This window comes from Syntrophobacterales bacterium, assembly GCA_019429105.1.
Taxonomy (GTDB): Bacteria; Desulfobacterota; Syntrophia; order Syntrophales; family UBA5619; genus DYTH01.
Genome location: JAHYJE010000014.1, coordinates 47501 through 70746, shown reverse-complemented (window position 1 = coordinate 70746; position 23246 = coordinate 47501). Strand labels below are relative to the sequence as shown.

The 23246-nt window shown below is 53.8% G+C and carries 24 protein-coding genes and 1 tRNA gene; 21 read left to right on the top strand and 4 right to left on the bottom strand.

Annotated features, from left to right (window positions below; genetic code table 11):
* The first annotated feature begins 141 nt into the window (after positions 1-141).
* From K0B01_06735 to K0B01_06725, 3 genes are all read left to right on the top strand, one after another.
* Positions 142-360, top strand: a complete 219-nt coding sequence (locus tag K0B01_06735; protein MBW6485830.1) for a hypothetical protein — start codon at positions 142-144, stop codon at positions 358-360.
* A 35-nt stretch (positions 361-395) separates the two neighbouring features.
* Positions 396-581, top strand: a complete 186-nt coding sequence (locus K0B01_06730; GenBank protein MBW6485829.1) for a tautomerase family protein — start codon at positions 396-398, stop codon at positions 579-581.
* 107 nt (positions 582-688) lie between these two features.
* Positions 689-1513 (top strand): nitroreductase family protein, encoded by an 825-nt coding sequence (locus tag K0B01_06725; protein ID MBW6485828.1) that lies wholly within the window; start codon positions 689-691, stop codon positions 1511-1513.
* 124 nt (positions 1514-1637) lie between these two features.
* On the opposite strand, the gene K0B01_06720 is transcribed toward K0B01_06725, so the two are convergent.
* Positions 1638-1714 (bottom strand) — tRNA-Arg (locus K0B01_06720).
* Between the two features lie 205 nt (positions 1715-1919).
* Between K0B01_06720 and K0B01_06715 the strand changes: the two genes are divergently transcribed.
* From K0B01_06715 to K0B01_06670, 10 genes are all read left to right on the top strand, one after another.
* Positions 1920-2597: a TetR/AcrR family transcriptional regulator gene (locus K0B01_06715; GenBank protein ID MBW6485827.1), complete on the top strand. Its 678-nt coding sequence runs from the start codon at positions 1920-1922 to the stop codon at positions 2595-2597.
* 98 nt (positions 2598-2695) lie between these two features.
* Positions 2696-4456 carry an SDR family NAD(P)-dependent oxidoreductase gene (locus K0B01_06710; protein ID MBW6485826.1) on the top strand — a complete coding sequence of 587 codons (1761 nt, stop codon included), beginning with the start codon at positions 2696-2698 and terminating at the stop codon, positions 4454-4456.
* 71 nt (positions 4457-4527) lie between these two features.
* The gene (locus K0B01_06705; GenBank protein MBW6485825.1) at positions 4528-7257 is read left to right on the top strand and encodes an SDR family NAD(P)-dependent oxidoreductase; all 2730 of its coding nucleotides are present in this window, start codon (positions 4528-4530) and stop codon (positions 7255-7257) included.
* Positions 7258-7352: 95 nt separating this feature from the next.
* A complete protein-coding gene (locus K0B01_06700) occupies positions 7353-8561 on the top strand; it encodes an acetyl-CoA acetyltransferase (protein MBW6485824.1) in 1209 nt (402 codons plus the stop codon).
* An 11-nt stretch (positions 8562-8572) separates the two neighbouring features.
* Positions 8573-9715 carry an acyl-CoA dehydrogenase family protein gene (locus K0B01_06695; GenBank protein ID MBW6485823.1) on the top strand — a complete coding sequence of 381 codons (1143 nt, stop codon included), beginning with the start codon at positions 8573-8575 and terminating at the stop codon, positions 9713-9715.
* A 33-nt stretch (positions 9716-9748) separates the two neighbouring features.
* Positions 9749-9865, top strand: a complete 117-nt coding sequence (locus K0B01_06690) for a CoA transferase (protein MBW6485822.1) — start codon at positions 9749-9751, stop codon at positions 9863-9865.
* A gap of 44 nt (positions 9866-9909) precedes the next feature.
* Positions 9910-10128 carry a ribbon-helix-helix domain-containing protein gene (locus K0B01_06685; GenBank protein ID MBW6485821.1) on the top strand — a complete coding sequence of 73 codons (219 nt, stop codon included), beginning with the start codon at positions 9910-9912 and terminating at the stop codon, positions 10126-10128.
* The gene (locus K0B01_06680; protein ID MBW6485820.1) at positions 10125-10529 is read left to right on the top strand and encodes a putative toxin-antitoxin system toxin component, PIN family; all 405 of its coding nucleotides are present in this window, start codon (positions 10125-10127) and stop codon (positions 10527-10529) included. The genes K0B01_06685 and K0B01_06680 overlap by 4 nt, the downstream gene beginning before the upstream one ends.
* 19 nt (positions 10530-10548) lie before the next feature.
* On the top strand, positions 10549-10665 hold the full coding sequence (locus tag K0B01_06675; protein ID MBW6485819.1) for a hypothetical protein: 117 nt from the start codon (positions 10549-10551) through the stop codon (positions 10663-10665).
* Positions 10666-10687: 22 nt separating this feature from the next.
* Positions 10688-11869: a CoA transferase gene (locus K0B01_06670; protein MBW6485818.1), complete on the top strand. Its 1182-nt coding sequence runs from the start codon at positions 10688-10690 to the stop codon at positions 11867-11869.
* A 73-nt stretch (positions 11870-11942) separates the two neighbouring features.
* Here K0B01_06670 and K0B01_06665 read toward each other — a convergent pair whose 3' ends face one another.
* Both K0B01_06665 and K0B01_06660 read right to left on the bottom strand, forming a co-directional pair.
* Complete coding sequence (locus tag K0B01_06665) at positions 11943-12143, bottom strand: twin-arginine translocase TatA/TatE family subunit (GenBank protein MBW6485817.1); 201 nt, start codon at positions 12141-12143, stop codon at positions 11943-11945.
* Positions 12144-12242: 99 nt separating this feature from the next.
* Entirely contained in the window at positions 12243-13088 is an 846-nt protein-coding gene (locus K0B01_06660) for a DUF4115 domain-containing protein (GenBank protein ID MBW6485816.1), read from the bottom strand.
* 316 nt (positions 13089-13404) lie between these two features.
* On the opposite strand from K0B01_06660, the gene K0B01_06655 reads away from it, so the two are divergent.
* Positions 13405-14214 carry an inositol monophosphatase gene (locus K0B01_06655; GenBank protein MBW6485815.1) on the top strand — a complete coding sequence of 270 codons (810 nt, stop codon included), beginning with the start codon at positions 13405-13407 and terminating at the stop codon, positions 14212-14214.
* A 13-nt stretch (positions 14215-14227) separates the two neighbouring features.
* On the opposite strand, the gene K0B01_06650 is transcribed toward K0B01_06655, so the two are convergent.
* Positions 14228-14980: a hypothetical protein gene (locus K0B01_06650; GenBank protein ID MBW6485814.1), complete on the bottom strand. Its 753-nt coding sequence runs from the start codon at positions 14978-14980 to the stop codon at positions 14228-14230.
* 197 nt (positions 14981-15177) lie between these two features.
* Here K0B01_06650 and K0B01_06645 point away from each other — a divergent pair, with 197 nt between their 5' ends.
* The 7 genes from K0B01_06645 to cas3 all read left to right on the top strand — a co-directional run bounded on the left by K0B01_06645 (position 15178) and on the right by cas3 (position 23177).
* Positions 15178-16149, top strand: coding sequence for a YafY family transcriptional regulator (locus tag K0B01_06645; protein MBW6485813.1), 972 nt, complete (start codon positions 15178-15180; stop codon positions 16147-16149).
* A 103-nt stretch (positions 16150-16252) separates the two neighbouring features.
* Positions 16253-17623 carry a helix-turn-helix domain-containing protein gene (locus K0B01_06640; protein ID MBW6485812.1) on the top strand — a complete coding sequence of 457 codons (1371 nt, stop codon included), beginning with the start codon at positions 16253-16255 and terminating at the stop codon, positions 17621-17623.
* A gap of 134 nt (positions 17624-17757) precedes the next feature.
* Positions 17758-19047 (top strand): transposase, encoded by a 1290-nt coding sequence (locus tag K0B01_06635; GenBank protein ID MBW6485811.1) that lies wholly within the window; start codon positions 17758-17760, stop codon positions 19045-19047.
* Between the two features lie 156 nt (positions 19048-19203).
* Complete coding sequence (locus tag K0B01_06630) at positions 19204-19746, top strand: virulence RhuM family protein (protein ID MBW6485810.1); 543 nt, start codon at positions 19204-19206, stop codon at positions 19744-19746.
* Positions 19640-19963: a virulence RhuM family protein gene (locus tag K0B01_06625; GenBank protein ID MBW6485809.1), complete on the top strand. Its 324-nt coding sequence runs from the start codon at positions 19640-19642 to the stop codon at positions 19961-19963. Before K0B01_06630 ends, K0B01_06625 begins: the two co-directional genes overlap by 107 nt.
* 65 nt (positions 19964-20028) lie before the next feature.
* Positions 20029-20856 carry a Bro-N domain-containing protein gene (locus K0B01_06620; GenBank protein ID MBW6485808.1) on the top strand — a complete coding sequence of 276 codons (828 nt, stop codon included), beginning with the start codon at positions 20029-20031 and terminating at the stop codon, positions 20854-20856.
* On the top strand, positions 20853-23177 hold the full coding sequence (gene cas3, locus K0B01_06615) for a CRISPR-associated helicase Cas3' (protein MBW6485807.1): 2325 nt from the start codon (positions 20853-20855) through the stop codon (positions 23175-23177). Before K0B01_06620 ends, cas3 begins: the two co-directional genes overlap by 4 nt.
* Positions 23178-23246 lie beyond the last annotated feature (69 nt).

The following is a 23246-nucleotide window of genomic DNA, read 5'->3' as shown; positions in this document are numbered from 1 at the left end:
ACACAATGCTTCTATCGGGAATACGGTTTTTCAAGCAGTTAGAACCAGATTATGAACATTAAACTTCGTTTTCCCGCTTAAAATCATTGCGGGAATGACAGAATGTGAGAGTTTTGCAATTGGCTCAGATGTGAGAATAATATGCTTCCGACCAGTATAGAATCGTGGTTATTGATAGCCGCTGCCTGCCTTGCCGGATTCGTGATTGGCCAGTGGATCAAGGGGCTAAGGAAGAGGGCCGCGAAAAAGGATGAGTATCTTGATGGCTTGAAAAGGATGGCTCTGGCAGCAGAGGAGCGCAGCCAGACCAAAAAGGAGAAAAAGAAAAAAAGAAGAGCCAATAAACAGAATGGTGAATAAAACGCATTGCGGTGCAGAAAAGGAGGAAGTGAAAGATGCCGACAATTATCATCGAAGCCGATGAGGGCAGAACCGTTGAGCAAAAGAGGGGGCTGGTTAAGGACATCACCGAAGCCGTTTGTAAAAATTTCAAGGTTGACGCTCAGGCTGTTACTATTTTTCTGCACGAAGGGAAAAAGGAAAACCGCGGGAAAGCCGGGAAATTAGCCAGCGATTTATAATCACAATCCTTGGGTATCCATTCATTAGCTGGAAGAAAAGACAATTTTCTTCCGGGGGCGTTGAGGTCTGGATAGTTTTGGACAAGAGCAGGAAGGAAGGATGACACATGCCGCTTTTTAAAGTTGATCAGCAGAAATGTCTGCGGGACGGGCTCTGCGTTGCCGAGTGCCCGGCAAAAATTATTGAAATCATTGGGAAAGACGGATTTCCCTCTCCGGTCGCCGGTGCCGAGCGGTTTTGCATCGAATGCGGTCATTGCGTTGCCGTCTGTCCCGAGGGCGCCCTGTCGCTCAAAACGATCTCTCCGCATGATTGTCTGCCTGTAAAAAAGGAACTGCTGCTCAGTCCGGAGGAGTGCGAACATTTTTTGCGGTTGCGCAGGGCGATCCGCTGTTACAAGGACAAGCGGGCGCCCCGAGAGCTCTTGCAGAGGTTGATCGAAACAGCTCGCTATGCCCCCACGGCTCACAACAGCCAACCGGTCCACTGGCTGGTTATCGAAGACCCGCAAGAGGGAAGGCGTTTGGGAGGGCTGGTAGCGGACTGGATGCGCTCCCTGCTTGCCCAGAATGCCGAATTTGCCATTTCCATGAACATGGACAAGGTTGTGGCCGCCTGGGACAAGGGGATCGATCGCATTCTGCGGGGCGCTCCCCATCTGGCCGTGGCGCACGGGTTATCCACCCTGTCCGCCTCCCAGTCATCCTGCATCATTGCCCTGGCCTATCTGGAGCTGGCCGCGCCTTCTTTTGGTCTGGGAACCTGCTGGGCCGGTTATTTTACCGCCGCGGCCACCTTCTATCCGCCGCTGCAGGAAGCCCTCGCCTTGCCGAAAAATCATCTGACTTACGGGGCGGCAATGATCGGGTATCCGCAGTACCGCTATCAGCGAATGCCCCCTCGCCACAAACCGGAAATAACCTGGCGATAAAAATAAGACAACTTTTCAGATAGATAGGCCGAAGACTGTTAGGAAAAACGGGGATAGCAGCTCGGCTGGAGCTTTTTCATAATAACAAGGGGCTAACCATTTCTGATTAACCCCTTGTTATTATTGGTGCGCCCAGTAGGATTCGAACCTACGACATCCAGATTCGTAGTCTGGCGCTCTATCCAGCTGAGCCATGGGCGCGTTTTTGCTGCGGATCATCAAATGAAGCCAATTTAAACTCAAACTCCGGGGGGATTCTACTCATTTTGCGGAATATGTCAACAGTATTATCCGAAGTGTATTATCCGAAGCTGTTATCGGGGAGCGGACAAATTTACCATTGACAACCCCCTTTTTTTTCGATAATTATCCATCAAACGATTGAATCATAAACTGGAAACAGGCGATGAACACCCCTCTTGACAAGGCCCGCAAGGACCCCGAATCGATGAAGGCCCGGATACTTACCGTCGCCCGAAGGCTTTTCGGTGAATACGGCTTTCATGGGACTACGACCAGGATGATCGCCCAGGAGGTGGGGATCGACATCTCTACGCTCCACTACCACTGGGGTGGGAAAAAAGATCTCTATGAATCGGTAGTTATCGATATCAACAAGGATCTGCGGCATAAACTCCTGGAGGTCGAAAATATTATCCACGGACGCCCCCTTTCCGAACGGCTCGATATTTCGATCGACATGATGACTGACTATCTTTTTTCGCAGCCCAGCGTCTCCAACCTGATCCTTTTTCATTATTTCACCAAAAATCGCTATGAAGGGAATCTGGATTTCAGCGTTCCCGAGTTTACCGCCGACATCGCTTTTTCCATGGGGCTTTCCGCGAATCGGAAGAATGTCGCCCCGGAAACCATGCTGAAGGTAATCGCGGTTATGAATTCTATCCATAATTTTATTTCGGGCGAGGGTTTTTTCCGGCCGATGTTGAATCTTGAGCGGGAAAGATACATCGCCATGGTCAAGGACACGCTTAAATTCATCCATATTCCCGCCTTCACCCAAGAAACAGGTCTCAATCCTGTCAAGCGGCAAGAGACCGGATTCCGACCTTCGCCAGGATGACGGTTTAAGGAATTTTTTACAAGAGCAGCGATTTTGAATAGCAGAGATAAACTCAAAACTATTTTTCCCGTAAATTTATTACCGGAAGGAGGAACTTTATGGCGCTGGATATGGAGGCAATCGGCAAAAAAATCGGCCCGTATAAAAAGGACTATGACTGGAGAGACGTCATCCTCTATGCGATGGGGGTGGGCGCCGGGTTCGACGAGCTTGATTACACCTATGAGAAGAACCTGAAGGTGATTCCCAGTTTCTCGATCGCGGCCATCTTCAATTTTCTCGGTGAGGTAGGCATCTCCTCCAACATGAATCTCGCCGGCCTCCTGCACGGCGAACAGGATCTGATCTTCCACAACCCGTTCCCCGTTTCGGGAACGCTCAGCACCGAGGGAAAAATCACCCATTACTATGACAAGGGCCCCAAAGGCGCCCTCGTCGTCGCCGAGAGCGACACCTGGCACTCCAACGGCAAGAAGCTGTTCACGAATATAATCACCCTTTTTGCCCGGCTGGATGGCGGGTTCGGCGGAGAGGCCGCCCCCCGGAGCGCTGTCGAATTCCCCGAACGCGCCGCCGATTTCACCGTTGAGGCCGCCCCTTCGGTCAATCAGCCGCTCTTGTACCGACTCTCCGGGGATGTCTTTCCCCTGCATGCCGATCCGGAATTTGCCCGCAAAGTCGGGTTCGAAAAACCGATTATGCACGGCCTTTGCACCCACGGCTTTGCCTGCCGCGCGCTAATGGGGGCATTGACGCCAGGAAGGCCTGAACTGGTGCGCCGTTTTGCCTGCCGCTTCTCCACGCCCCTTTATCCCGGCGATCCGCTCAAGACGCTGATCTGGAAAATGCAGGAGGGCCGGGCTCTCTTTCGGACAGTCAATGCCCGGACGGGAGAGACCGTAATCGACAACGGCATTTTTGAATACGGCGAGATTGCCCGGGATGAAATCAGGTTCGATGACCGGGTGGCGGTAATTACCGGCGCCGGCGGCGGTCTGGGGCGCGTTTACGCCCTGGAGCTGGCAAGGCGCGGGGCAAAGGTGGTCGTCAATGATTTGGGCGGCGCAAAGGACGGTACCGGCGAGGGATCGACCACGCCGGCCCAGCAGGTGGTTGAGGAGATCACCCGCGCAGGCGGCATCGCCCTTGCCAATTACGACAACGTCGCCACCCCGGAAGGCGGGGAAAATATAATCAAGGCTGCGGTCAAAGCCTTCGGCACGGTCGATATCCTGATCAACAACGCCGGAATCCTGCGGGACAGAACCCTGGTGAAAATGGAGCCTGAAACCTGGCAGGCGGTTCTCGACGTCCATCTGCACGGGGCGTATCATGTCACCAAACCGGCATTTGCCCTGATGAAGGAAAAGGGCTACGGGCGAATCATCATGACAACCTCAGCCGCGGGACTCTACGGCAACTTCGGCCAGACAAACTACAGCGCCGCGAAGCTCGCCCTCGTTGGCTTCATGAACACGCTGAAGCTGGAGGGGGGAAGATACAACATCAAGGTGAACACAATTGCCCCCATCGCCGCCTCGCGGCTGATGGCCGAGGTCATCCCCCCGGACATGCTCGAGAAGATGAAACCGGAGTTTGTCGCGCCGCTTGTCCTCTTTCTGGTCTCGGAAAAATGCCCGGTCTCCGGCCGAATCTACAATGCCGGCGTCGGCGTTTACAACCGCGCCGCCGTTATGACGGGAGCGGGGGCGGTAATTGGCGACGGGCGGAAAATTCCCTCGCCGGAAGAGATCGCCGCCTCCCTTGCGAAGATCAGCGACCTCAAAGGGGCAAGGGAATTTGAGCATTTACAGGAATCAACCGGCGAGCTTTTGGCCAGTTTTGCCCAGCGGCAATAACAGTTCTCGCTAAAGTGGTTTCGCGGGGCTTTAATCCCCGCGGCCGCAACAAAATATTCAGGAGGAAAAACATGACTGGAATCACTTCCTACGGCGCGCATATTCCCCGCCTGCGCCTGAACCGCATGTCCGTTTTCCAGGCGATGGGCTGGTTTGCGCCGGCAACCATGATGGTTGCGCAGGGGGAGCGTTCCCTCTGCAACCACGATGAAGACTCGCTGACAATGGCTGTTGCCGCCGCCCGGGACTGTCTGATCGGGAAAGACAAAGCAGCCGTGGACGGTCTCTATCTGTGCTCGACGACTCTGCCCTTCGCCGACCGGCAGAACTCGGGAATAGTCGCGACGACGCTCAATCTGGGGGCGGAAATGATAACCGCCGACTTCACCTCCTCGCAGCGGGCTGGAACGACGGGTCTTTTAACCGCCCTTGAGGTGGCAAAAGGGGGAAGCCGCCGCAGCATCCTCGTCGCCGCCTCCGACAAAAGAGAGGCCAAGCCTGCCTCCTTCTATGAGCTGTGGTTCGGCGATGGCGCGGCGGCGCTTTTGGTGGGCAATCAGAACGTGATCGCCGAATTTGTCGGTTCTTACACGGTTTCCTATGATTTCATCGACCACTACCGGGGCGCGGGAAAGAACTTCGATTATACCTGGGAGGAACGCTGGCTCCGCGAGGAGGGCTACTCCAAATTCATCCCCGAAGCAGTGGCCGGCCTTTTCCAAAAATTGAATATCACGATGGATGATGTGCAGAAACTGGTTTTCCCCTGCATCTTCAAGGCGGAACATCTTGCCATTGCCAGGAAAATGGGCGCCGCTCCGGGGAAGCTTGTCTCGCAGATGCACGAGGTTTGCGGGGAGACGGGAACTGCCCATCCGCTCCTGATGATGATTTCCGCCCTCGAGACGGCCCAGCCGGGCGACGGGATTCTGGTCGCCGGCTTCGGCCAGGGCTGCGACGCCCTCTACTTCAAGGTGACGGAGGAAATCAGCAACCTGGCGCCCCGCTTGGGCGTGAGCGGCTCGCTTGCCAACAAAAAAAACACCGACAATTACCTGAAATATCTCAAATTCAGAAACCTGATTCAGCCGGAAAGGGGAATCCGCGGGGAGGCCCCGACCCAGACTGCCATGACGACCCTCTGGCGGAATCGCAAGATGGTGACTGGCCTGGTCGGGGGAAAATGCCGGGATTGCGGGACGCCGCAGTACCCGAAGCTCGACATCTGCGTAAATCCCGAGTGCGGTCATGTAAACAGTCAGGACGATTATGAATTCGCCGATCGCCCCGCCCACGTGAAGAGTTTTACCGGCGATCTGCTGGCCGTTTCCGTTGATCCGCCGGCGGTCTATGGGATGGTTCAGTTTGATGACGGCGGCCGCTTCATGGCCGATTTCACCGACTGCGAGCCTGCCGAGCTCAAGGTAGGGCTGCCCGTCCGGATGGTCTTCCGGCGGAGATTTACCGATGAGGAAAGGGGTTTTACCGGCTACTTCTGGAAGGCGGTTCCGGAGATCGGCGCCGCAGTGGCGCTTCCCGAAATCCGTTTTGACAAACGCGTGGCAATTGTCACCGGCGCGGGAGGGGGCTTGGGAAGAATATACGCCCTTGAACTTGCCAAAAGGGGGGCAAAAGTGGTCGTCAACGACTTCGGCGGCGCCCGGGATGGGGCGGGCGCTGGTTCGGGAAGCCCCGCCGACCTTTTTGTCGAAGAGATTCGTGCGCTTAAAGGCGAGGCGATCGCCAATTACGACAACGTGGCGACGCCGGAGGGCGGCGAGCGCATCGTCAAAATGGCCATCGAGTACTTTGGCGGCGTTGACATCCTGATCAATAACGCAGGCATAATCCGGGACAAGACCTTTCTCAATATGGAGCCGGAAAACTGGCAGGCCGTGGTCGCCGTCCATCTGAACGGCGCCTACAACGTCACCCGCCCGGCGTTTGCCGCAATGCGCGAGCGCGGTTACGGCCGAATCATCATGACCTCCTCGGCGGCCGGGCTGTACGGCAACTTCGGGCAGACAAATTACGGCGCGGCCAAGCTGGGGCTGGTCGGCTTCATGAATACGATAAAAATAGAAGGGGCAAAGTACAATATCAAAGTCAACACTATCGCCCCGATGGCTGCCTCGCGTCTCACCGAGGATTTGCTGCCGCCGGAGATGGCTAAGCGGATGCAGCCCGACTACATAGCCGGGATGGTTCTGTACCTCTGCTCGGAGAACTGCAACGAAAGCGGCGAGATCTTCAATGCCGCGGCCGGATTCTACAGCCGGGCCGCAATCATGACGGGGGCGGGGGCTCTTTTGAGCGACGGCGCGACGCTTCCGACGCCCGAGGATATCCGCGACAACTGGGAGAAAATCAACAGCCTGGAAAATGCGCGGGAGATAACCGACGCGGCCTCGGCCATCACCTCGTTTCTGATGCCTCCGTCGCCGGAGGCGAAAAATGGAGAAAAGCCTGCCGGAAGCGCTGATGTAAAGGGCGTTTTTGCCAGGATGCCGGAGGCGTTTGACCCCGCGGCGGCCGCCGGGAAGGATGTCGTCTTTCAGTTTTTGATCTCCGGCGGAGGCGGGGGGGAATGGATTGTTGCCGTCAAGGATGGAACCTGCCGCATTGAAGCAGGCAAGGCGGAGAAGCCGACTACGACAATCATCATGGCCGATACGGATTTTATCAAACTGATCACCGGCGAACTGGACGGGATGGCGGCCTACACCTCCGGCAAGCTGAAGGTTGAAGGCGACCTGATGAAATCGCAGTTGATCGGCCGGTTGTTCAAATTCAAAAGATAGTGCGTTCGTGCAGGTCAGCAAAATTTTCTGCTTTCTCCACCTGCGACGCAGCGGGGCCGGGCGAGGGGAAAAATGATATTTAAGGAGGAGAAACAATGGCTTCTGGAATAAGAGACAAGGTGGCGATCCTCGGGATGGGGTGCAGCCGTTTCGGAGAGCGTTGGGATGCCGGGGCCGAAGAACTGATGGTTGAGGCCTTCCAGGAGTGCCTCGCCGATGCGGGGATCGAGAAAAACCGGATTCAGGCGGCCTGGTTCGGAACCTGCATGGAGGAGATCGGCGTCGGCAAATCGGCAATTCCGCTCGGGGTGACCTTGAGACTGCCGAATATCCCGGTAACGCGGACGGAAAACTACTGCGCCACTGCCACCGAAGCCTTCCGGGGGGCGGTCTATGCGGTTGCCTCCGGGGCCTACGACATCTGCCTGGCCCTTGGAGTGGAAAAATTGAAGGACACCGGCTACGGAGGTCTCCCCAATCCCGGCTCCGGGTTTGGCTCGCTCAACTGGCTGTGGTGGCCCAATCTCACCGCGCCGGGCAGCTTCGCCCAACTGGCGACCGCCTACGCGGCGAAATACCGTGTTGCCGACCGGGATCTGAAAAGGGCAATTGCCCATGTTTCAATGAAGAGCCATGCCAACGGCGTTCTTAACCCGAAGGCCCATCTGCGCAAGGCTGTCTCACTGGAGCAGATTATCACCGCACCGATCATCGCCTCCCCGCTGGGGTTGTTCGACTGCTGCGGGGTCAGCGACGGGTCGGCCTGCGCGATTGTGACAACCCCGGAAATAGCCAAAGCACTGGGAAAAACCGAGATCGTTTCTGTCAAGGCGATCCAGCTTGCCGTCTCCGATGGCAGCGAGAGCAGTTTCAACGAGTGGGATGGGGCGCATTTTGTAACAACCAGCAAGTGCAGCACAAAGGCGTATGAAGAGGCGGGGATCAAAAATCCCCGTGAGGAAATCAGCATGATGGAACTGCACGACTGCTTCTCGATTACCGAAATGGTCACCTACGAAGACCTCCATATTTCTGAACGCGGTCATGCCTGGAAAGACTCGCTCGACGGCTTCTATGATCGCGACGGCAGACTCCCGGCCCAGGTGGACGGCGGACTCAAATGCTTCGGTCATCCGATCGGGGCCTCCGGGTTGCGGATGCTCTACGAGATGTACCTGCAACTCCTCGACCGCGCCGGGGAAAGGCAGCTCAAAAACCCACGTTACGGCCTGACGCACAATCTCGGCGGGTTTCCTTTCCAGAATGTCTGCGCCGTCTCAATTCTCGGCCGCTACGAAGGATAGGAGGAACGCCGATGGATATACTCAAATATTCAGAAGAACACAGAATTTTCAGAGATTCTCTCCGGAGATTCCTGGAGCGGGAGATAACCCCCCACGTTGACGAGTGGGAGGAGGCGGGGATCGTCCCCAAGGCAGCCTGGAAGCAGATGGGCGAGCAGGGCTTCCTCGCGATGGGGGTTCCCGAAGAGTATGGGGGGCTGGGGGCGGATTTCCTCTATTCCGTGATTGTTGCCGAGGAGATGGCCCGGACGAACCATACTGGTCTTGCCGCGTCCCTGCACAGCGACATCATTGTTCCCTATATCCAGTCCTTCGCCTCTGACAAGCAGAAGCATAAATACCTTCCCGGTTGCGTGTCCGGCGACATCATTACCGCCGTCGCAATGACCGAACCGAACGCAGGCACCGACCTGGCCGGGATGAAAACAACGGCCCTCGAAAAGGGCGACGAGATCATCCTCAACGGCCAGAAGACCTTCATCAGCAACGCGATCAACTGCGATCTGGTGGTGCTTGCCGCCCGCGATCCTGAAACACAAAACCCGCACAAGGCGGTTGATCTCTATCTTGTCGAAGCGGGCACTCCCGGTTTCGAGAAGGGCAAGCAGATCAAGAAGATCGGCTGGCACAGCCAGGATACCGGAGAGCTTTTTTTCAACGACTGCCGGATACCGAAGGAAAACAGGCTCGGCGAAAAGGGCTCCGGCTTTTTGAAGCTGATGCTGAAACTCCAGCAGGAGCGCCTCGTCTGCGCGATCGGCGCCGTCGCCGGGGCGGAATACATGCTCGATCTTACTATCAAATATTGCAAGGAGCGGACCGCTTTCGGGAAGCCCCTCTCGAAGTTCCAGAACACCCAGTTCGAGATTGTCGAGATGGCAACCGAGGTGAAACTGGGGCGCACCTTTATCGACAAGCTGATTGCCGACCACATGGAGGGGAAGGAAATCGTGATTGATGTTTCGATGGCCAAGTACTGGACGACGGAGATGGCCTGCCGGGTTGCCGATCGTTGCGTACAGCTCTTCGGGGGGTACGGCTACTGCGAGGAATACCCGATTGCCCGCGCCTGGCGGGATATCCGGGTAACGCGGATTTTTGCCGGGACCAACGAGATCATGAAGGTTATCGCCGCCCGTTTCATGGGTCTTTAGGAAAATTACGCAGGAGAAAAGACTGCTGGACCGCTGAAAAAACTGAAAATTCTCGATTTTACCACGTTACTGCCGGGACTGTTCGCGACAATGACCTTAGCCGATCTCGGTGCGGATGTGCTGCGTGGTTCTTTAAAAGGACCTGCTTGACGCAGTCATACGTGTAGTGTATTGTAGTACAAGAGGTGAATGATATGAGAACCGTCTTGTCAGTAAGTTTGCCGGATGAAATGGCGGTGGAACTTGAGGCCATTGCCAAAGCCATGGGCAGGAACAAGAGCGACATTGTAAAAGAATCATTAGGGTTGTTTCTTTGGGAAACGAAGTTTCGTAATATAAAGAAGAAACTGTCCATCAAGGCCAAAGCTGCCGGTGTTGTCGCCGAAGATGATGTTTTTAAGGCGGTATCGTGAAGGTTGTTCTCGATACGAACGTTCTTATCGCCGCCTTCCTCACGGAGGGAATCTGTGCCAAGCTCCTGACCCGTGCACGCAGGCGGGATTTCGACCTGGTTTTATGCGATGGCATACTGCAAGAATTTAAGCGTGTCCTTAAAAAAAAGTTTGCCGCCTCTCCTCATGAAACGTCCGAAGCAAAGACTATTCTTTCTGAGGCAACGCAAGAAATTCTCGGACAAACTGATTCAATCACACCCATCTGCCGGGATTCGGATGATGACTTGATTCTGGCCTGTGCCAGGGAGGCAGTTGCAGATTACTTGGTTACCGGGGATGCAGACTTACTGGTTCTGAAGAATTATGAGGGGATAAGGATTGTAACTCCCAAGGAGTTCGAGAAACTATTTCCAGATTGAGAAAGGCATATCCATTACCTTGCATGGGCATGATTATCAACTCGCCCGCGCCTGGCGGGATATCCGGGTTAGGCAGATTTTTGCCGGGACTAACGAGATAATGAACGTTATCGCCGCCCGTGTTATGGGGCTTTAGAAAATTACGCAGGAGGAAAAAAATGGCTGGACCGCTGAAAGGACTGAAAATTCTCGATTTTACCACGTTGCTGCCGGGGCCATTCGCGACCATGACCCTGGCCGATCTCGGCGCGGATGTTCTGCAGGTTGTCTCCGGCTCCCGGCCGGATCTGACCGCCCTCTGGCCGCCTTTTATCCCGGGCACAAAACTTTCCGCCGCCTCGGCGATGCTCGGCCGGGGAAAGCGCTCCCTGACGCTGAATCTTAAGGATAAACGGGCTGCCGCGGTTGTAAAAAAGCTGATCGCCCAATACGATATAGTTATTGAACAGTTCCGTCCCGGCGTGATGGCGCGGCTGGGGCTGGATTACGAAGCGCTTCGCCTTGCAAATCCAGCTCTTATCTACTGTTCGCTTACCGGCTACGGCCAGACGGGACCGCTGAAAAACCGGGCGGGGCATGACATAAACTATTTGTCCCGCGCTGGCGTCATGTCCTATTCGGGCAGGAAAGAAACGGGGCCGACGCTAACGGGAATGCAGATTGCAGATGTCGCATCCGGCTCGGGCAACGCGCTTGTGGGCATTCTGGCCGCGGTCATTCATCGGCAAAACACCCGGGAGGGGCAGCATATTGACGTCTCGATGACCGACGGCGTCGTCGCCTTCAACACCTTTGCCGGAATGGCCTTTCTTGCCGGCGGACAGGAGCCGGGCTTCGAAACGGAACTGCTCAACGGCGGCTCCCTTTACGATTTTTACGAAACCGGCGACGGAAAATATCTCTCTTTCGGCGGACTGGAGCCGCAGTTCTTCACCGCTTTCTGTACGGTAATCGGCCGCTCCGACCTGATTCCCGGCGGGGTGGCTCCCCCGGGGCTGTCAAAAATTAAAGAAGAGGTGCGGGCGATTATCAAAAGCAAAAACAGAGACGAGTGGTGCGCCCTCTTTGCGAAGACGGATGCCTGCGTCGAGCCGGTGCTTTCGCTTGACGAGATGCTAAACGATCCCCAGACGAGGGAGCGGGGGCTGGTGATCGAGACGCCGCTTCCCGACGGGCAAACAATCAGGCAAATCGGCCATCCGATCCGCTACTCGGCGACTCCTCCCGAATACGGACCGGCCGGTTCGCCGGCGGGGACGCATACTAAAGAGGTGCTTTCCAGCATCGGCTATCAGGAGGCAGAGATAGAAGAGTTTGCAAAGACCGGCCTTTTCGCCTGAGAACGAAGGTTGGCGGCAGAGGCGGCGCGGCCGGTTTTAAAGAGATTGTCGCGGATTCTTTGTCGTAGAGGATTCAGGATGATTTCTTGTCGTCGGATTTATTATCCTCTTTTTTGGGAGTGACGTCTATCTCATTCGGCTCATTGCTGGATTTCTTGAAGTTTCTGATGGTCTTGCCCAGAGCGCTGCCGATTTCGGGGAGTTTGCCGGCTCCAAAAATAATTAAAATGATAACCAGGATGACTAACAATTCAGGCATGCCTATTCCAAACATAATTTTACACCCTCTTTCTCTAAATTTTCCAACGCGATCCTAAACTATCGCAAAGCCATTGTCAAATGATAACCTTTTACAAGCAGTAAATGGCCGCTTTCAATTATTTTCCTTTTTCGGTTCTTCCGCCGGAAGATTTACAGTAACAACGGCGCCCCGTTTCCCCGGCGCCCCCAGGGGTTTCCCCTGGAAAAAGAGGTCTATGCCCCCGGCGTTGCCTATATAGAGCTGGAAGCCCTCCGCTGCCCTCCGCTCGATTTTCTCGCCCGGTTTCAACAAGACTTCAGTGCGGTTTTTCTTGTCTGCAACTATTCTCATCCATGTCAGCTCACGCGCCTCAACAACCAGATGGTACTTGCCTGTTTGAGACTGGTCCGGGGAGGGTGAAACAGTTTTTTCCGGGGCCAGGCTGACTGGCGCCGCAGCTTGCGGGGGCATTGCCGTTGGCGCCGCATTACTTGCGGCAGGCAAAGCGGCCGGTTCCGATGCAGGTTTTACAGCGGGCAAGACGGGCGCCGCCGGTTTATTCCCATTATAGAAAAAAATTGTCAGGACGATAATGCCGACGATGATTGCCAGGGCGAGACTTCCATAAAGGAACAGATACCGTCGACCGCTTTCCGGCCAGGGCTTTCTGACCTCTTCGGTTTCGGCAGGTTTGTCGGTGGCGGCAAGATAAACTTCATACCTGTCGAGAAGCGGTTTTTCGTCGATTCCAACCGTCATGGCGTATTTCTTAATAAAGCTTTTCGTGTAGATCGGAGAGGGGAGGCTTTTAAAATCGCCATTTTCCAACGCCGCAAGGTTAACGATGCTGATCCGTGTCGTGGCGAAAATATCAGGCAGCGACAGCCCGCGGGCTTCCCGTAAAGTCTTCAGATCAGCCTCAGTTGCTTCCGGCGCCGAGCCTGTATTTGCTGGGGGAATGTTATTGTTGTCGTTCATTTTTTTGATGTCCTCGCCGATAGTATAACCCGCTAAGTTCTATTCGATAGCGCTCTTGAATTCCGGACCAGTGACGGTGGTCGCGTGCATTTTCATATCGGTGTTACAAGCATTCCCAAATGGTGATAAAGATTAGCATCATTAAATAGATAAATGCAATGAAATAAATATGCGCAACGAATCTAAAATCAGGGCGAGAGAAAATATTTTGTTCTGGCTATTCGTTCACCTTTGTGATGTGATTGACGTCGCGACGGCCCAGCCGGGCAGGTCGTTAATGAATTGTGACGCGGCGCAAAGCGCGGAGCGGCAGAGGATGAGATGCATGCAAAATAACGACGAGTTGAGAGAGTTTATCGAGGAGACTGCGCGTGCGGCAGGGGCGCTTCTGCGCGGCAGGCTTTATGACCGGCATGATGTTCAGTACAAGGGGGAGATAAATATCGTAACCGAGGCGGATCGCCTTTCTGAGGAACTGATAGTCGCGAGGATCAGCCACAGGTTTCCCGATCATGGCATAATGACGGAGGAATCGCCGGAAAAAATAAATATTTCGGAATCCCGCTGGATTATCGATCCCTTGGACGGAACCACCAATTATGCCCACGGCTACCCGGTTTTCGCGGTTTCCATCGCCCTGGAGGTTGAGGGAACGATCATTCTGGGCGCCGTTTACAATCCCATGTCCGACGAATTTTTTGCAGCGGAGAAGGGGGCAGGTTCATATCTCAACGGCCGGCGACTGAATGTATCATCTACCGCAGCGCTTTCCCGATCTCTTTTAGCAACAGGTTTTCCCTACGACATACGAACCGACCGAAACAATAATATAAATTACTTCAAGGCGATGGCGCTTCATGCCCAGGCAATCAGACGGGCGGGTTCGGCGGCGCTTGATCTGGCCTTTATCGCGGCGGGGCGGTTCGACGGCTTCTGGGAACTGAAGCTGGCCCCGTGGGACACCGCCGCCGGCTGGCTGATCGTGGAAGAGGCCGGAGGCGTTGTCACCGATCTTGCCGGCGGCGCATACAATGTCCATTCTCCGCAGATCCTCGCCACCAACGGCCTGATTCACGCCGAGATGGTCCGCATCTTCGCCGCGACCAATCCCCTGGCCGAGCCCTGAAACTTCTGCATGCTCAGCAGCCGGTGGTCAAAATCGCATAAAGTCTGCGGCCGATCTCCAGGCCGCGCTCAATAAAATCAGGGCCATATCTGCGGCCGGTTGCCGTGCGGAAGCTTTCTTTAATCTTTTCAACGCCATGCATGCCGGCGGGGAACTTCGGCAAAAGTTCGCACAGGGGAATCGCGCGCGGCGCCGTCATCGCCCAGATGGTTTCGGTGAAATTGTCCGGCCCCCAGCGGAATTTGTCCGCATCGTAAAGGGAATCGGAAAGAAGCTGCACCGCAGGCGCGGTGTCCGTCTGAAAAGGCCGGAAGGCTTCATGGTTTTGTATCGCGCCGGCGATCGAGCGGCGCTCTTGATCGCTGAGGGGAAAGCCGGTCAGAATTTTGCATGCTTCGGCGGCGCCTTTTTCTGCATGTTTTTTTTCCCGACGGCAAATGTCGTGCAGAAGTCCTGCAAGATGCCCCAGTAAAACCATTCTTCTGACGGTAGGAGCGACCATTTCCTCGTCGTTTTCCGTTAAAATCAAGGCCCCGGCATCAATGGCGACTTTGCGGACGTGAATCAGGCCGTGTCCGAGATAGTCCCCCCGTGCTTCTATAATCTGCAAAATATCCCGCACCAGGGGCTCGGAAGAAAAGAGCTCTTCGGAAGCGGTTCGCTCAAGCGTTCGTTCGCGGTAGAACAGCGGCTCGCCCACTTCGGCAGCGAGCTTGCGGGCAAGGGACATGGCCCGCAGGTATTCCTTATTTGGTATTTGATCCATTGATTATCACGCCACAAATTGATGCTGAATCACGCTTTATTGATAACAAAATCATCTGAATAACTCAACAGGCTTTTACACAAAAAACTTGACAGTCCCAATAATTGTTGACACAACCGGCCTGAAAGATTCGCAGGGACAATCACCCTTTTCAAGCAGCGTACGGCGGTTGCTGTAACTATTATTCGGGAAATCGCATGACCCGAAAGCTCTCCTACGAACGATACGCCTGGTTTCACGGCAGGATCCGCGCCGGGACATTTCCGAACGCGGTGAAGCTGGCCGCCGAATTCGGCATCTCCCCCAGACAGGCCCAGCGCGATCTCGAATTCATGCAGGAGCGGCTGCATGCCCCGCTTCGCTACGACCCCGGCCGCCGGGGATTCGAATACGAAAACAACTGCTACGAGCTGCCCCCGGTATGGCTCACGGAGGAAGAACTTCAGGCGCTCAGCCTTTCGCTCCGGCTTGCTGCCGCGATTCCCGACCACAAAATCAAGACAGCGCTGCGCGAGCTCGTCGAACATATCCTGCCCGTCCGCAGCGCCTCCGTACCGCTTGATCTGGCGAAGATCGAGGAAAAGATTTCCATCAAAAATATCGCCTACTACCGTGTCCCGGAGGCAACCTTCCATGCGGTAACGGCCGCCCTGTTCGGGGAAACCGCGCTGAAGATCTCCTATCACACCCCGTACGCCGACGAGACGACCGAGCGGATCATCCGCCCGCTGCACCTGCTTTGCTATATGGGAAACTGGCATCTGATCGCCTTCTGCGGCCTGCGGCGCGAGATCCGGGATTTCGCCGTTTCCCGCATCCTTGCCGTCGAACCCTGTGCTGAAACACTGCCGCTCCCGCCCGACCTGCCCCCGCCCAAAGAGTTCATCCGCCGCAACTTCGGGGTGATTACGGGCGACAATTCGACCACCGCGACGTTGCGCTTTTCAGCGACGATCTCGCCGCTTGTCGCCGAACAGCAGTGGCACGAGGCGCAGCAAACCGTTCTTTCCCCTGACGGCTCTCTGACCCTGAGCTTTCCCGTATCGGGACTTTATGAAATCACAAGGGAAATCCTGAAATACGGCGCGGATGTCGAGGTCGTCGCCCCCGACGAGCTCCGCGAGGCGGTCAAACGGGAAATCGTCCGGATGGGGAAAATTTACCGGTAAAAATATTTTTTAAAAAATAATCTGGCCTGACATCATTTGTCGTACCGGAGGTGGTATAAGAAAATCAGAAGGGCACATAATAGGGAACTCACGGGACAATAACATGACCGATTGGAACAGCGTCGAAAACCTTTTGGCAAGGGAAGAGGGAAAGACGATTGAATTCAAGGAAAATTGCCGTTCTCTGCCCAGAATCGTTCAGTCTGTCGTCGCCTTTGCCAACACCGCAGGCGGCGTGCTCGTCATTGGCATAAGGGACCGAACGAAGGATGTCGTCGGTCTGCCGGATCCGCTCGCCGATGAGGAAAAGTTGGCGAATGCCTTTGCCGACAGCATACAGCCTCTGCTGATTCCCGACATCCAGATAAGCGCCTGGCGCGACCGGGAATTGATCATCGTCTCGATGCCCCATACCCCGGGGCCTTACTATGTCAAATCGGAAGGGATCGAAAAAGGGGTCTATATTCGGCTGGGGTCCACGAACCGGCGCGCCGGCCCGGAGATCATCGAAGAAATCCGGAGGCTTTCCAGAAATACTTTTTTTGATGAACAACCCTGCACGGAAGTCAACTCGGAAGCCATAGACTTCCGAGCCGCTTCCGAGTTTTTTGCCGAGGTATCGCGGCCGTTAAATGAAGCCAGAATGACAACCCTCGGTTTGTTGGTGAATCGAGGGGGCAAGAACATTCCCACCCGAGGGGGCATCCTTCTTTTCGGGAAAAACCGGCGTACGATATTCCCCGACGCGGTTATCCGCTGCGCCCGTTTTCAGGGGACCGGGACGGAGCGGTTCCTGGATCAAACGGAAATTGATGAATATCTTCCCAAGGCAATCGAGACCGCTATTTCCTTTATCGAACGCCATACCCGTCAATCCGCCGAAATCGGGCGGATACGACGGACGGATTTGCCCGAATATCCCATTCAGGCAGTGCGCGAGGCCATTATCAACGCAGTGGTTCATGCGGACTATGCCCTTGGGGGAATGGACATCAAGATAGCTATTTTCGACGGCCGCCTTGAGATCACCAATCCCGGTTTTCTCCCCTTCGGGCTGACTCTCGAAGCCGCCTTGTCCGGAGTGTCCCGACTTCGTAACCGGATTATCGGTCGGGTGTTTCGGGAACTTAAGCTGATTGAGCAATGGGGATCGGGGATAGGACGAATTATCGCCGCCTGCAAGGCTCAAGGCATTCAACCGCCGCGCTTCGAGGAAATCGGGGCCAGTTTTCGTGTGACCCTGTTTTCCGGGGTCGTTTCCGAACGGACAGCCCCGGATTGGCTTGCTCCGTTGATGGAGCACTTCACCGGTTGCGGGGAGATCACGACGAAGAACGCCGCGAAATTGTGGGAAACAACCGACAGAACGGCGCGGACAAGATTGCGCAGCCTCGTCGAGAAAGGGATTCTGGCCGAAGTCGGCACCAGCCGGAAAGACCCTAAGAAAACCTATGTCATGAAAACTCCTCGATGATTTCTTTTAAAAAGATTTTTAAAAAATAATCTGGCCTGACATCATTTGTCGTACCGGAGGTGGTATAAGGGGTTAGAACAGTTCAGGTCAAACATATCTAAACTTGAACAACTCTACACAAAAAGGATAAGTATATGATTCGTTCCCACAAAATAGCCTTGGCGCTGAATAACAGGCAGCACACCTATTTTCAAAAGGCTGCCGGGACAGCGAGGTTTTCCTACAACTGGGCATTGTGTGAGTGGGACAGACAGTATCAGGAACACAAAGCCAATCCGATGCTTCCTGCGCCTTCTGAAGGTGCGTTGAGAAGGCAGCTCAACAGCATCAAGCGGGAGCAGTTTCCGTGGATGCTGGAAGTGACGAAGAACGCCCCGCAGACGGCGATCATGCAGTTGGGGCAGGCATTCAGGAATTTCTTCAACGGGAGCGCAAAGCATCCACGGTTTCACAAGAAAGGTCTGCATGACAGTTTCACCATCACCAACGACCAGTTCGACGTCAAAGGCAAACGTATCCGCATCCCGAACCTTGGTTGGGTGAGGATGTGCGAATCACTCAGATTTGAAGGAAAAATCATGTCCGCCACGATTTCCCGGACGGCGGACAAATGGTTTGTCAGTATAACCGTAGAAACCGGGTCAATCCCGGCAGAAGCCAAAAACCACGGCTCTGTCGGAGTTGACCTCGGAATCTCGGCGCTGGCAACATTATCAACGGGAGAAAAGCTTGAAGGGCCGAAGGCGCACAAGGCTCTTCTTCATCGCCAACGCCGGTTATCCCGTTTACTGAGCCGGAAGATGGAAGCGGCAAAGGCTGAAGCGGGGCTGCGCCCCCGGCAGGCAATCCCGAAGGGCGTAAGGATTCCCCTGTCGCAGAATGCGTTAAAGACCAAGACAAAACTGGGGAAACTTCACGCGAGGATTGCCAATATCCGGAATGACGCCATGCACAAGCTGACCACGGGACTATCGCGCCGTTTTGACTTGATTGGAATCGAAGACCTGAATGTTTCCGGCATGATGAAAAACAGCAGGTTAGCCCGGTCAATCGCCGACATGAGCTTTTTCGAGTTCAGGCGACAGCTTGACTACAAAGCTGCCATGTACGGAGGAATCGTCGTGGTTGCCGACCAGTGGCATCCAAGCAGTAAAACTTGTTCTTTCTGCGGTCACAAACTGGACAAGTTGCCGCTGAGTTGCCGTACATGGAGTTGTCCCGAATGCGGAAGCGTCCACGACCGGGACATAAACGCCGCGATAAACCTTGAGGCATACGCAAAGATGGTCGTAGGCGACCTCGCCGGGAGTTCCCCGGTGACAGCCTGTGGAGAGAAAGGCTCTGACTCTGGTCGCAAGACCGGAACGAAACCGGTCTCTATGAAGCAGGAATTCAACTGCACAGCTATAGGCATGTATGTATAACTATGCGTAAGTTTGAAAGAACGGAATCATGGGGCGAAAAGATGGAAGCAAAATGTGCGGTTTTTGAATGATCGGGCCAGGGGGTATTCCGATGAAAAATGACGCCGAAAATATCCGCATCACATTTCCCGCAAGTATTAGGGAGGTTGACACAACATGAGCAAATCGAAAAAACTGCCTGACAACGAGATAACGGTTTACCAGACGCCCGACGGCAATATCAATATCGAGGTGCTGTACGCAAACGAAAACATCTGGTTATCGCAAAAGCGAATGGCGGAGCTCTTTGATTGCACCCCGGATAACGTATCGCTCCACTTGAAAAACATATACAGGGAAAAAGAACTGAGTGAAGCGGCAACTGCCGAGGAATTCTCGGTAGTTCAAAAAGAGGGCGGCCGTGCAGTGACCAGGAGAATCATCTGCTATTCCCTTGAGGCCATTATTGCCGTTGGTTATCGCGTCAATTCCGAACGGGGCACTCAATTCCGCCAGTGGGCCATCGCTATTCTCAAACAGTATATTCACAAAGGGTTTGCCATCGACAGCGATCGTTTCAAATATGGTTCCCGTTTCAGTGCGCGGTTTTTTGATGATTTGCTCGAACAAAAACTACCTGGGAAAAGAGGAACTGGATCATCTGAACCGAATCGTGAGCATGTACCTGGATTTTGCGGAACTGCAGGCGGTGCGGAATAAACCTATGTTCATGAAAGACTGGATAGAAAAACTCAATGCATTCTTGCAGTTCTCCGAGTACGAGATTCTTCTTGACGCAGGAAAAGTAAGCCATGAAGTCGCCCGGAGTCTTGCCCTCAAGGAGTATTCAGAGTTTAAACGAAAACAAGATCAGCTATATGAATCAGATTTTGACAAGATCATAAAAAATCTGAATAAACCACAGGAAGTCATCTGAATGGGGAAAATGTGCTGGCGGCAATATTGTTGGACAAATTCCGTGCGATATCATGGGTTGAATTTATGGAAACAAAACTGGCAGTTTTTCATAGCGCCGAAGTCAGAAAAGTAGTTCATAACAACGAATGGTGGTTTTCTGTTGTTGATGTATGCGCCTTACTGACGGGGAGCGCCGATCCCGGCGCCTACTGGAGAAAATTGAAGCAAAGGCTCAAGACGGAGGGAAGCGGGGTGGTGGCATTTTGTCACGGGTTGAAATTGACCGCGCCGGACGGAAAACAGCGCGAAACGGATTGCGCCAACACCGAAGGGCTTTTCCGTATCATCCAGTCGCTTCCGTCGCCCAAGGCTGAACCCTTCAAACGCTGGCTGGCAAAGGTCGGCTATGACCGCGTACAGGAAATCGCAGACCCAGAGCTATCCACGAAACGGACAAAAGCCCTCTACCAGGCCAAGGGATATTCCGACGACTGGATTGGAAAGCGGATGCGCGGCATTGCCATCCGGGACGAGCTGACTGGCGAATGGAAGAAACGGCAGGTCGGCCAGAAAAAAGAACACGCTATTCTGACGGCCGAAATTACCAGAGCCACCTTCGGCCTTACCCCGTCTGAGTATAAGGATTTGAAGGGGCTGCAACGCGAAAATCTGCGGGATCACATGAACGATCTGGAACTGATCTTTTCGATGCTGGGCGAGGCTGCCACAACAGAGATCACCAAAGCGCAAGACGCCGAGGGTTTTACGGAAAACCGCGCCGCCGCCAGAAAAGGCGGACGGATTGCCGGGGATGCCCGCGAAGGACTGGAAAAAGAGACGAAGAAAATGGTTGTCTCAAAAGAAAACTATCTGGCTGTGCCGGAAAAGCGAAAGCGGTTGGAAAAAAAATGACGGAACGTTTCTACGCACATAGTGCAAATACGGAAGGAATAAAGCACCCGTTGGCAGATCATTTGTCTGAAGTTTCTGAAAAAGCCAAAAATTTTTGTGGTGACGTACCTTGGATTGACGAGGCAGTGCTTGCCGGACAATTGCATGATATAGGAAAGTATGCAGATCTTTTCCAAGCTCGCTTGCGTGGTGAGGTAAGCGGCTTAGATCACTGGTCATTAGGAGCTTGGATTGCACTTAAACAGCATGCCGTCGCAGCAGCTTTGGCTATTCAGGGGCATCATGTGGGATTACAGCAAGGAGGAAAGAGCGCGCTCAGTGCTTTAAACCCGGAAACGCTTGACAAGCATCATCCCCTCAATCTGAGACTTAGCGATACGGATGAAAATCTCCTGAATAATAGATTTTCAGAAGATAATCTAAAGTATTCAAAACCTTCGGAACCCATCATTGATATTCAAAAGGGATTTAAAAATCCGATCGCTGCCATGCTTAATGTAAGAATGCTCTTCTCTTGTTTAACGGATGCCGATTTCCTGGATACGGAAGCCCATTTTAAAGCGGATAAAGAGGGGAAAAAATGTCGCAACCCTGGTCCTGAACTTAAAGCCAAGGAATCACTTAATGCCTTGGAGCTATTCATGGATACTAAAATTCGTGGAATCAATGAGGCTGATAAAACCGTGCTTAATGCCAGAAACGCCCTTTGGGAAATGGCCACTTTCTCTGCAACTGCGAAGTCCGGACTCTTCACGTTTACCGCGCCAACCGGCAGCGGCAAGACTTTAGCCATGCTTAAATTTGCGTTAGAGCACGCATCTAATAATACTCACATAAAGAGAATCATCCTTGCTGTACCTTATTTGTCAATCATCGAACAGACAGCGGCAATCTACCGGGCCGTGTTCCAGCTATTCCCTGAACACTACGTTCTAGAGCATCATAGCCTTGCCGGCCTGGGCAGTGAAGAGGCGAAAGGTGACGCGGAGTTTGCCGCCGAACGAGCTCGTCGGCTTCTCTCGGAGAATTGGGATGCTCCGATTATCATCACCACCAATGTGCAACTACTCGAATCGCTTTTTTCCAATCGGCCGTCAGCTTGCCGTAAACTTCATAATCTTATGGAATCGGTCATTATGTTTGATGAGGCGCAGACATTGCCACAATCATTGACTGTGCCGACACTTGCAGCCTTGTCGCATCTGTCCAAAACATACCGGACCACCGTTCTTTTTGCTACCGCAACCCAACCGGCATTCGACACCTTGAATCAAGCGGTACAGTCCTACGTTCCCAGTGGATGGCAACCAACAGAGACAGTTCCGGATTACCCGCGCCTCTATAAAATGCTCAGGCGGCATAATATCCATTGGCCGAGTAAAGATGAAGTTACTGAATGGCCCAAGCTGGCGGAGGAACTTCGGAACGAGAAACAAGTGCTTTGTGTCGTAAATCTCAAGAGCCATGCGGCAACGCTCCTTGACGAAATGAAGGATGATGAAGCGATCATTCATCTTTCAACCAATCTCTGTGCCTATCACCGCCAAGCCGTTCTGGACGATGTTCACAACAAATTGAGGCAAGGCAGACCTTGTCGATTGATTTCAACCCAGTGCGTCGAAGCCGGAGTAGATATTGATTTTCCCGTTGTCTATCGCGCAATCGCACCCTTGGATTCCATTGCTCAGGCCGCCGGTCGCTGCAACAGGGAAGGGAAACTTACGGACAAAGCAGGCAAGCGGATATTTGGGGAAGTAAGAGTATTCGAGCCGGATATCGAAGGAGACTATCGGAGGCGTTATCCGACACGAGCCTATTTTCAGGCAGCAGAGGTAACCCGTACAATGCTGACCCTGTCTGGTAAGGACGGTATTGATTTAAACGACCCTGCGGTGTTTCGCGACTACTATCACCGGCTGTATGATCTGAGCAAACCTGAGACCCAAAGTAAAGAGCTCTTAGAGGCGATGACTGCCGTCGACTTCGCTCGTGTCGCTAAGGAATATCGGTTGATAGACCAGTCAGCCATTCAGGTGCTGGTTCCCTACGAAAAGAAATTTGATCAGTTCAATGATTTACAGAGAAGACAGGACAAACAAGGGATAAACGCTCAATGGATGCGGCAAGCGCAAGGTCTTACTGTCAGCGTCTTCCGGCCTGAGCAAGGTCACGCTGCCTGGGAAGTGTTAATTCCAGCCAAGCTTCGCTATGGCAAGGGAAGTTCTGACGAGTGGTACATATTGGAAGACCCCGACCGCAAATTTTATGATGAAATTTTGGGACTGCGCCTGCCGCAATCACAACAAATTATGATTGCATAAAGAAAGGAGGAAAAATGTGAATAGCAAGATCCACACCCTGGAAGTATGGGGAGACTTGGCCTGCTTCAC

Coding starts and splice junctions, on each gene's coding strand:
- K0B01_06735 (MBW6485830.1), top strand. CDS start 142: ATGCTTCCGACCAGTATAGAATCGTGGTTATTGATAGCCGCTGCCTGC.
- K0B01_06730 (MBW6485829.1), top strand. CDS start 396: ATGCCGACAATTATCATCGAAGCCGATGAGGGCAGAACCGTTGAGCAA.
- K0B01_06725 (MBW6485828.1), top strand. CDS start 689: ATGCCGCTTTTTAAAGTTGATCAGCAGAAATGTCTGCGGGACGGGCTC.
- K0B01_06715 (MBW6485827.1), top strand. CDS start 1,920: ATGAACACCCCTCTTGACAAGGCCCGCAAGGACCCCGAATCGATGAAG.
- K0B01_06710 (MBW6485826.1), top strand. CDS start 2,696: ATGGCGCTGGATATGGAGGCAATCGGCAAAAAAATCGGCCCGTATAAA.
- K0B01_06705 (MBW6485825.1), top strand. CDS start 4,528: ATGACTGGAATCACTTCCTACGGCGCGCATATTCCCCGCCTGCGCCTG.
- K0B01_06700 (MBW6485824.1), top strand. CDS start 7,353: ATGGCTTCTGGAATAAGAGACAAGGTGGCGATCCTCGGGATGGGGTGC.
- K0B01_06695 (MBW6485823.1), top strand. CDS start 8,573: ATGGATATACTCAAATATTCAGAAGAACACAGAATTTTCAGAGATTCT.
- K0B01_06685 (MBW6485821.1), top strand. CDS start 9,910: ATGAGAACCGTCTTGTCAGTAAGTTTGCCGGATGAAATGGCGGTGGAA.
- K0B01_06670 (MBW6485818.1), top strand. CDS start 10,688: ATGGCTGGACCGCTGAAAGGACTGAAAATTCTCGATTTTACCACGTTG.
- K0B01_06665 (MBW6485817.1), bottom strand. CDS start 12,143: ATGTTTGGAATAGGCATGCCTGAATTGTTAGTCATCCTGGTTATCATT.
- K0B01_06660 (MBW6485816.1), bottom strand. CDS start 13,088: ATGAACGACAACAATAACATTCCCCCAGCAAATACAGGCTCGGCGCCG.
- K0B01_06655 (MBW6485815.1), top strand. CDS start 13,405: ATGAGATGCATGCAAAATAACGACGAGTTGAGAGAGTTTATCGAGGAG.
- K0B01_06650 (MBW6485814.1), bottom strand. CDS start 14,980: ATGGATCAAATACCAAATAAGGAATACCTGCGGGCCATGTCCCTTGCC.
- K0B01_06645 (MBW6485813.1), top strand. CDS start 15,178: ATGACCCGAAAGCTCTCCTACGAACGATACGCCTGGTTTCACGGCAGG.
- K0B01_06640 (MBW6485812.1), top strand. CDS start 16,253: ATGACCGATTGGAACAGCGTCGAAAACCTTTTGGCAAGGGAAGAGGGA.
- K0B01_06635 (MBW6485811.1), top strand. CDS start 17,758: ATGATTCGTTCCCACAAAATAGCCTTGGCGCTGAATAACAGGCAGCAC.
- K0B01_06630 (MBW6485810.1), top strand. CDS start 19,204: ATGAGCAAATCGAAAAAACTGCCTGACAACGAGATAACGGTTTACCAG.
- K0B01_06625 (MBW6485809.1), top strand. CDS start 19,640: ATGATTTGCTCGAACAAAAACTACCTGGGAAAAGAGGAACTGGATCAT.
- K0B01_06620 (MBW6485808.1), top strand. CDS start 20,029: ATGGAAACAAAACTGGCAGTTTTTCATAGCGCCGAAGTCAGAAAAGTA.
- cas3 (MBW6485807.1), top strand. CDS start 20,853: ATGACGGAACGTTTCTACGCACATAGTGCAAATACGGAAGGAATAAAG.